This window comes from Streptomyces otsuchiensis (genome assembly GCF_004305975.1).
Lineage (GTDB): Bacteria > Actinomycetota > Actinomycetes > Streptomycetales > Streptomycetaceae > Streptomyces > Streptomyces otsuchiensis.
In genome coordinates this window covers 38,136-44,484 of the sequence record NZ_BHZI01000009.1, presented here as the reverse complement: position 1 = coordinate 44,484, position 6,349 = coordinate 38,136, and the positions used below count along the sequence as shown (strand labels likewise).

Here is a 6,349-nt window from a genome sequence, read left to right as displayed (position 1 = left end):
GCGGTGCCGGGCCGGCGGTGCCGGGCTCTAGTCGGGGACGGGGTAGGCGACGAGGCGGCCCAGGTGGTCGCCCTGCGGGGCGTCGACGAGGGCGTAGAACCGTTCGCCGTCGGTGCCGACCACCCACAGCCTGCTCGGGGCGCCGGCGGCGCCCTGCCCGGGCGGCACGCAGTCGGCGCACTCCAGGGCCCCGATGCTCTCGGTGGACTCCTGGTCCCGGGGGTCGCTCAGCAGCAGGTGCTGCTCGCCGTCGAGCACGCCGGTGGCCAGCAGCGACGTTCCGCGGGCGCCGACCGGAGTGGCGTCCGGCTGCTGGCGCGCCCACAGTTCCTCGCCGGTCCGCGTGTCGTGCGCCGTCAGCCCGGTCCGCACGTCATGGGCGGCGACGAACACACCGTCCACCGACACCGGGAGCTGCTGGGCGGGGTCGCTCACGGCCTGCTGGCCGCCGGACTGCACCGTGCCGATGTGGCCCTCGGCGGGGCCGAGCGTCCGGGCGCCATCGCCGTCGTCCGGGAAGGACAGCACCGCCGCGCCGTCCCAGGGCGCGCCGGTGGCCTCCACCACCAGCGGGTCACCGGCCAGCACCCTGCGCAGCGCGAACGCCTCGTGCTCGATCTCGGCCGACCAGCTCAACGCGCCGGTCTCCGCGTCGTGGATGTCCAGCCGCAGCGGTGAGCCGCCGGCCCGCTCCGCGCAGTCGGTCCCGGTCTCGGCCGGGTCGCGCACCGCCGCCACGAGTGTGCCGTCGTGGACGGTCCCACGGGTGCACGCGTCGTCCGGGCCGGAGAGGGCGGGCAGGTGGGCGCCGTCGGTGAGGGCGTAGCGGTGGAGTCCGCCGTCACCGGTGCTGACGGTCAGCACGCTCTCACCGGCGGAGACGCCGACCGGCTGCGCGGGGCGGGCGTCGGGGGCGTCGGTGTCGGTGCCGGTGTTCGTCTCCGTGCCGGGGGTGTCGGTCCACAGGATGTCGCCGGTCGCGGTGTCCACGGCGGCGACCAGGGAGCACTCTTCCGGGCTCCCCGCCGCGGTCTCGTCGTCCGCCGGTTCCGGGGCGGTGGCGAAGAGGACGCCCCCGATCCCGGAGCCGCCGGCCGTACGGGACAGCTGACAGATCCGGCCCGCGCCGTCCGGGTGGTCGAGGGTCCACAGCGGTGCGCCGTCGGCGGGGTCGAGCGCCCGTACCTCGTCCCCGGCCCGCAGCACCAGCGCGTCGGTGGTCGTCCACACGGCGCCGAAGCCGCGGGCGTCCGACGGCTGTTCCCACAGCGGGCTGAGCACGGTGGCCGCCGTGCCAGCGCCAGCGCCCGTGCCGGGGCCGTCGTCCTCGGCCCGGTCGGCGTCGCCTCCGCCGCACGCGGTGGCCGCGAGCATGGTGATCAGTGCCGCGCCGGTGAGCGCGCGGCGTGTCCGCCCCGTCATCTGGTGTTCCGCCCGTCGTCCGTGTACCTGTCCGGCCTTCTCACGCTATGCGGCGAACCGGTAGGACGGCAGGGGCTGTTGCCGGGGTGTGACAGGGCTGTGGCCCGGCCGGGAGGCGGCCGGCCACGCGGGTGCGGGTCGGAGCGGGGGTGGGGGAGCCGGGCGGTCCGGTTCCCCGCGTCCCGTCAGGCCACGTCGTCGCCGAGGTCGTCGGGGGCTTCCCCGCTGTCGATCAGCCGCTGGACCTCGTCCTCCTTCATCGCCTTCCAGAGCGGTGCGGCGGACTCCTCGTCCAGCAGCACCACCGACTGGCCGTCGATGGTGTCGGTGCCGAGGACCGGCGCGTTCATGAACCGCACCTCGTCGCCGCGCAGGCCCCGCAGAGCCCAGGCCAGCTCGCGGATGTCGCCGTTGCTGAGGCCCTCGTCCACGCTGACGACGTCCCCGACCGTGTTGAGCAGGCCGTTGAGGCGCGAGGGGCTGGAGAGGGTGTCGGAGCTGAGGGTCTGGTTCAGCAGCGAACGGAGGAAGTGCTGCTGCCGGCGGGTGCGGTCGAGGTCGCCCTCCGGGAGTCCCTTGCGCTCGCGGACGTAGTCCAGGGCGGCGCGCCCGTCCATCCGCTCGCCGTCGACGCGGACGCCGCCGACCGCGTCGGTCAGCTCCCGGAAGCCGGCCCAGTCGATCACCGCGAGATGGTCGACGCGCAGGTCGGTGAGGTTCTGGACGGTCTCCACCATCAGCGCCGGACCGCCCCAGGAGTAGGCGGCGTTGAGCTTGGCGCTGCCGCGGCCCGGCACCTCCACCCAGCTGTCGCGGGGGAGGGAGACTACGGTCGCGGTGGAGCGGTCGGCGGGCAGTTGCAGCAGCATCATGGTGTCGCTGCGGGCCTCGCCCGCCTTCCACTCCTCCGGTTCGCCCTCCGCGTTGATCTCGGTGTCCCCGACACCGGTGTCGGCGGACTCGGCGTCGAGCCCGACCAGCAGGAAGACCAGCGAGTCGCCTTCGATCCGGGTCGGCTGCTGCTCCTCGGGGACGGTGGGCATCGCCTGCGGGATGCGCTGGATGGAGTCGAGGGACTGCTCGGTGCGCCAGTACGCCCAGCCGGCGCCGGCCGCGCCGATCAGCAGGACGCCGACGAGGGCAGCGGTCAACACGCGTAGCCAGCGCCGCCGTCGGCGCTTGGAGGGTGGGGCGGCGGCGGGTGCCGTGCCGTCGCCGCCGGTGTCCGGGGCGCCGCTCCCGGGTTCCTCTCCGGGCGTCCCGTCGTACCGAGACGGCCGGGGCCGTTCGCCGGCGTCCTCGTGGTCCGTACCGCTCGCGCCCCCGGGCTCTGCCGGGGGCGCGGTGGTGGAATCGGCTGCGCCGGGTGTGTCAGCGCTGTCGCCGTTGGGTATGTCTGCCTCGGCTCCGGAACCACCCGTGGCCGAGTCGTCGGTACCGCCCGTGGGCTCGTTCCCGGGGCGGTCTCCCGCTGCCCGTCTCTCGCCCGCTATGTCACCCTCGGCGTCGCCGGGGCTGTCCCCTCCGCTGTTCATGCGGTCATTCTGCCGCTCGGGGACCGGCCGGAGAAGCACCGCGGGCCTGCTGCGCGTGCCTTCTTTTTTGACCGTGGCCGGTGTGCTGGGTAGGCTCTGACCTCGTGCCTGGGGTGTCCCCTGCGCGCGTCCCGATCCGTCCCGCGGACCGTGTTCGCGTCGCCGGACCCCGCATCTGCACCCCCGCCCCTGACGGGAACCCGTTCGTGGTGGGGTCGGCAGCTACGACACACCCGACCGCGTGGGTCGGCGATGTGGCCCAGGTTAGTAGTACCGAGACGGCACACAGAAACCGGAGAGACTGTGCCAACGATCCAGCAGCTGGTCCGAAAGGGCCGGCAGGACAAGACCGAGAAGAACAAGACTCTCGCGCTCGACGGTTCGCCCCAGCGGCGTGGCGTCTGCACGCGTGTCTTCACGACCACCCCGAAGAAGCCGAACTCGGCCCTGCGTAAGGTCGCGCGTGTGCGTCTGACCAGCGGGATCGAGGTCACGGCCTACATTCCGGGTGAGGGCCACAACCTGCAGGAGCACTCCATCGTGCTCGTGCGTGGCGGTCGGGTCAGGGACCTGCCGGGTGTTCGTTACAAGATCATCCGCGGCTCGCTCGACACCCAGGGCGTCAAGAACCGCAAGCAGGCTCGCAGCCGCTACGGCGCCAAGAAGGAGAAGTAAGAATGCCTCGTAAGGGCCCTGCCCCGAAGCGCCCGGTCCACATCGACCCGGTCTACGGCTCTCCTCTGGTGACGTCCCTGATCAACAAGGTGCTCCTGCACGGCAAGCGCTCCACCGCCGAGCGCATCGTGTACGGCGCCCTCGAAGGGCTTCGTGAGAAGACCGGCAACGACCCGGTCATCACGCTCAAGCGCGCACTGGAGAACGTCAAGCCGACCCTGGAGGTCCGCTCCCGCCGAGTCGGTGGCGCCACCTACCAGGTTCCGGTGGAGGTTCGCCCGGGCCGCTCCTCGACGCTGGCCCTGCGCTGGCTCGTGGGCTACTCCCGTGCCCGCCGTGAGAAGACGATGACCGAGCGGCTCATGAACGAGCTCCTCGACGCGTCGAACGGCCTTGGCGCTTCCGTCAAGAAGCGTGAGGACACTCACAAGATGGCCGAGTCCAACAAGGCCTTCGCGCACTACCGCTGGTAGTCGCTACCCCATCGAGACCGAGAGAAGACTGAAGCCTTATGGCTACCACTTCACTTGACCTGGCCAAGGTCCGCAACATCGGGATCATGGCCCACATCGACGCGGGCAAGACGACCACCACCGAGCGGATCCTGTACTACACCGGCGTCAGCTACAAGATCGGTGAGGTCCACGACGGCGCTGCCACGATGGACTGGATGGAGCAGGAGCAGGAGCGCGGCATCACCATCACGTCCGCCGCGACGACCTGCCACTGGCCGCTCGACGATGTCGATCACACGATCAACATCATCGACACCCCCGGGCACGTGGACTTCACCGTCGAGGTGGAGCGCTCCCTGCGGGTGCTCGACGGTGCTGTCACCGTGTTCGACGGTGTGGCCGGCGTCGAGCCGCAGTCCGAGACCGTCTGGCGTCAGGCGGACCGGTACGGCGTGCCGCGCATCTGCTTCGTGAACAAGCTGGATCGCACGGGCGCGGACTTCTTCCGCTGCGTCGACATGATCGTCGAGCGGCTGCACGCCGTCCCGCTGGTCATGCAGCTGCCGATCGGTGCCGAGGCCGGTTTCCAGGGCGTTGTCGACCTGGTCCAGATGAAGGCGCTGGTCTGGTCCGAGGAGACCAAGCTCGGTGAGATGTACGACACCGTCGACATCCCCGCCGACCTCCAGGACCAGGCGAACGAGTACCACGCCAAGCTGGTCGAGGCCGTCTCCGAGAACGACGAGGAGCTGATGGAGCTGTTCCTGGAGGGCACCGAGCCCACCCAGGACCAGCTGCGCGCGGCGATCCGCCGCATCACCCTCGCCGAGGGCGACGTCACCATCACCCCGGTCTTCTGCGGCACCGCGTTCAAGAACAAGGGCGTTCAGCCCCTGCTCGACTCCGTGGTCCGCTACCTCCCCTCGCCGCTGGACGTCGAGGCGATCGAGGGTCAGTCCCCGAAGAACGCGGACGAGGTCATCGCCCGCAAGCCTTCTGAGGACGAGCCGATGTCGGCGCTGGCGTTCAAGATCGCCAGCGACCCGCACCTCGGCCGGCTGACCTTCATCCGCGTCTACTCCGGCCGCATCGAGACCGGCACCCAGGTGCTGAACTCGGTGAAGGGCAAGAAGGAGCGGATCGGCAAGATCTACCGGATGCACGCGAACAAGCGTGAGGAGATCAGCTCGGTGGGTGCCGGCGACATCGTCGCCGTCATGGGTCTCAAGCAGACCACCACCGGTGAGACCCTCTCCGACGCGTCGAACCCGGTGATCCTGGAGTCGATGGAGTTCCCGGCCCCGGTCATCGAGGTCGCCATCGAGCCCAAGTCCAAGGGCGACCAGGAGAAGCTGGGTGTCGCGATCCAGCGGCTGGCCGAGGAGGACCCGTCCTTCCAGGTCCAGACGAACGAGGAGACCGGCCAGACCATCATCAAGGGGATGGGCGAGCTCCACCTCGACGTGCTGGTCGACCGCATGAAGCGGGAGTTCCGGGTCGAGGCGAACGTCGGCAAGCCGCAGGTGGCCTACCGCGAGACGCTTCGCAAGGCGGTCGAGAAGATCGACTACACGCACAAGAAGCAGACCGGTGGTTCCGGCCAGTTCGCGAAGGTGCAGATCGCTCTCGAGCCTCTCGAGGGTGACGGCTACGAGTTCGTGAACAAGGTCACCGGTGGCCGCATCCCCAAGGAGTACATCCCCTCGGTGGACGCCGGCTGCCAGGAAGCGATGGAGTTCGGCGTGCTCGCCGGCTACCCGCTGACCGGTGTCAAGGTGACGCTGCTGGACGGCGCCTACCACGACGTCGACTCGTCCGAGATGGCCTTCAAGATCGCCGGTTCCATGGTGTTCAAGGAGGCCGCGCGGAAGGCCAGCCCGGCCATCCTCGAACCGCTGATGGCCGTCGAGGTCACCACGCCCGAGGACTACATGGGTGACGTGATCGGTGACATCAACTCCCGCCGTGGCCAGATCCAGGCCATGGAGGACCGCACGGGCAACAAGGTCGTCAAGGCCCTCGTCCCGCTGTCGGAGATGTTCGGTTACGTCGGCGACCTCCGGAGCAAGACCTCCGGCCGGGCCAGCTACAGCATGCAGTTCGATTCCTACGGTGAGGTTCCCAAGAACGTCTCCGAAGAGATCATCGCGAAGGCCAAGGGCGAATAGTCCGGGGACCCCGGATCACTCACCCATTAAGCTGGAGCAAAACGGCAAACGGGGCCTTTGTCCCGGCCGGATCGTCCGAGAGGACGGTCGGCCG

At 70.1% G+C, this 6,349-nt stretch carries 5 protein-coding genes; 3 read left to right on the top strand and 2 right to left on the bottom strand.

Going from position 1 to position 6,349, the window contains the following annotated elements:
• Positions 1–27: 27 nt before the first annotated feature.
• Together E0D90_RS01995 and E0D90_RS01990 are read right to left on the bottom strand one after the other, a co-directional pair.
• Entirely contained in the window at positions 28–1,422 is a 1,395-nt protein-coding gene (locus E0D90_RS01995; RefSeq protein WP_130796366.1) for an outer membrane protein assembly factor BamB family protein, read from the bottom strand.
• Positions 1,423–1,607: 185 nt separating this feature from the next.
• Positions 1,608–2,957 (bottom strand): LCP family protein, encoded by a 1,350-nt coding sequence (locus tag E0D90_RS01990; protein ID WP_227869925.1) that lies wholly within the window; start codon positions 2,955–2,957, stop codon positions 1,608–1,610.
• Positions 2,958–3,260: 303 nt separating this feature from the next.
• Here E0D90_RS01990 and rpsL point away from each other — a divergent pair, with 303 nt between their 5' ends.
• Genes rpsL through fusA form a run of 3 tightly spaced genes read left to right on the top strand, consistent with a single transcriptional unit; the run spans position 3,261 to position 6,255 of the window.
• Positions 3,261–3,632, top strand: coding sequence for a 30S ribosomal protein S12 (gene rpsL, locus E0D90_RS01985; protein WP_103501105.1), 372 nt, complete (start codon positions 3,261–3,263; stop codon positions 3,630–3,632).
• 2 nt (positions 3,633–3,634) lie between these two features.
• The gene (rpsG, locus tag E0D90_RS01980; RefSeq protein ID WP_103501104.1) at positions 3,635–4,105 is read left to right on the top strand and encodes a 30S ribosomal protein S7; all 471 of its coding nucleotides are present in this window, start codon (positions 3,635–3,637) and stop codon (positions 4,103–4,105) included.
• 38 nt (positions 4,106–4,143) lie between these two features.
• A complete protein-coding gene (gene fusA / locus E0D90_RS01975; protein ID WP_103501103.1) occupies positions 4,144–6,255 on the top strand; it encodes an elongation factor G in 2,112 nt (703 codons plus the stop codon).
• The last annotated feature ends 94 nt before the right edge of the window (positions 6,256–6,349 follow it).